Source organism: Roseofilum sp., from assembly GCF_982964205.1.
Map to the genome: position 1 here is coordinate 1 of NZ_CEZBFX010000224.1, position 2,333 is coordinate 2,333.

Genomic DNA, 2,333 nt, shown 5'->3' on the forward strand with positions numbered 1-2,333 from the left:
TTGTGACTCTTATCAAGAGATGTTTGGTGAGGTGAGAAGTTATGAATATTTTAAAGACTTACATTGTAGTCTTTAGAGACTTCAACTTGTATTTATCATCCAGAAACGTTCTGTAAAATTGCCTCCATTTCTTCTAACTCGATTGCGCCAGAAAAACTCTCTCCCTTGCCCTGGGGTTCTCCTGGAGCGAACATCACGAAAAATGGGGTTCCAGAAAGTCCTAATCGATCGCCGAGTTGCCGGTCTTGTTCAATGGCTGAGGGTGCGATCGCCAGATCGTGTTGAAATTGTTCTAAATCCAACTCCAAATCTTGGGCTAATTGCTCATAAAAGCGATCGCTTAACCGATCCTGTTGGGCAAATAGAGCATCGTGATACGCCCAAAATTTCCCTTGTTGATTTGCAGCCCAAGCAGCTTGAGCGGCTTTTGCGGCTTGGGGATGGAGTTCGGTGAGGGGAAAGTGTTTATACACCAGTTTCACCGCGTCTTCGTGCTTGTCCATGAATTCTGTTACAGTATCATGGGCGCGGGCGCAAAAGGGACATTGAAAATCCGAAAATTCTATGAATAAGACTTGAGGATTTTCTGCACCCGTGGTGGGAGAGTTGCCGATAATGGTTTCTGGTTGGCGGTTGAGGGTGTCGAGAAAAGCGAGACGGTTTTGTTGTAAGGACTGTTGTTGCTGTTGTTGATAGGTTTGTACGGATTCAATAATCACTTCGGGATGATTGCGGATAATCTCTAGCACTTGTTGTTCGAGCTTAGAGTTAGCCGCTTGTGCAGGGAGGGTTGCACCGCAGAGGGTGAGTAAGGAGAGGAGCAGAGCGATAATACGACCCATCGGTGGTGCGATCGCACTTTTGAAGAGGCGATCGCCGATTTTGCAACAATTAACCATGATTTCCGTTTGTTCGATGGAAGGTAGAGCAGTCATCCGATCTTTTGCCTAATTTGAGTGGTCTGGGGAAAACTGTAATGATTTTTAATATAGAGCTTGACGCTGGTCATGGGTAATCGGTGATTGGTAATGGCTGATTGGCTATACCTGAGAGCATAGTGCTATACGCTCTCAGGTTTTGCGAGGGCTGTTATTTGGTCATTTTTGTCTATTGAACCTATTTTTATAAAAACTAGACATAAAAGTTAGCTAAAATCTGATTCTAGAGTTTGATCCAGAATTGAAAGCAATAGAAGGGAAATAAGGTTAGATCAAACTTAAAAACAAGTGATTAAACCTTAATTCATTGCGATCGCCGCTTGGATTTCCCCGAAACTTCGTTAATAATGCGATCGAGACAGAGCTATAAAGCTTTAGGAGAGAGCACGTAATGAAACTATCAGTCTACGGAAAAGGCGGTATCGGCAAATCCACGACAAGCTGCAACATCTCCGTTGCACTCGCAAAACGAGGTAAAAAAGTCCTACAAATTGGCTGCGACCCCAAACATGACAGCACCTTCACCCTCACCGGATTTCTGATTCCCACCATCATTGATACGTTGCAAGCCAAAGATTACCACTACGAAGATGTTTGGCCCGAAGATGTAATCTTTAAAGGCTATGGTGGCGTAGACTGCGTAGAAGCGGGCGGCCCTCCTGCTGGAGCCGGATGTGGCGGTTATGTCGTAGGTGAAACCGTAAAACTACTGAAAGAACTCAACGCCTTTGACGAATACGATATCATTCTCTTCGACGTACTCGGCGATGTTGTCTGCGGTGGATTTGCTGCGCCCCTGAACTACTCCGACTACTGCATGATTGTCACAGATAACGGCTTTGATGCCCTCTTTGCCGCCAACCGTATCGCCGCCTCCGTTCGCGAAAAAGCCCGAACCCACCCCCTACGGTTAGCCGGTCTCATCGGTAACCGTACCTCGAAGCGCGACCTGATTGACAAATATGTAGAATCCGTTCCCATGCCCGTGTTAGAGATTCTGCCCTTAATCGAAGATATCCGTATCTCCCGCGTTAAAGGCAAAACCATCTTTGAAATGGCCGAAACCGACCCCACGTTAGAACCCGTTGCCAACTATTATCTCAACATTGCCGATCAAATTCTGGCACGTCCCGAAGGAGTCGTTCCCAAAGATGCCGCAGACCGCGACTTGTTCTCGCTACTCTCTGACTTCTATCTCAATCCTCCTAAAGAAGCAGTGAAGACGGAAGAGGAAGAATTGGAGCTGATGATGGTTTAGGAGGGAATAGGGAATAGGGAAGAGGAAGAACTGGAGCTGATGATGGTTTAGGAGGGAATAGGGAATAGGGAAGAGGAAGAACTGGAGCTGATGATGGTTTAGGAGGGAATAGGGAATAGGGAAGAGGAAGAACTGGA

2 protein-coding genes are annotated in these 2,333 nt (G+C 46.3%); one reads left to right on the top strand and one right to left on the bottom strand.

The annotated features are described in order from the left end of the window. Positions 1–95: 95 nt before the first annotated feature. Positions 96–935 carry a DsbA family protein gene (locus tag AC3A14_RS24595; RefSeq protein WP_487779241.1) on the bottom strand — a complete coding sequence of 280 codons (840 nt, stop codon included), beginning with the start codon at positions 933–935 and terminating at the stop codon, positions 96–98. A gap of 394 nt (positions 936–1,329) precedes the next feature. On the opposite strand from AC3A14_RS24595, the gene bchL reads away from it, so the two are divergent. Next, the gene (bchL, locus tag AC3A14_RS24600; RefSeq protein ID WP_283766269.1) at positions 1,330–2,196 is read left to right on the top strand and encodes a ferredoxin:protochlorophyllide reductase (ATP-dependent) iron-sulfur ATP-binding protein; all 867 of its coding nucleotides are present in this window, start codon (positions 1,330–1,332) and stop codon (positions 2,194–2,196) included. Positions 2,197–2,333 lie beyond the last annotated feature (137 nt).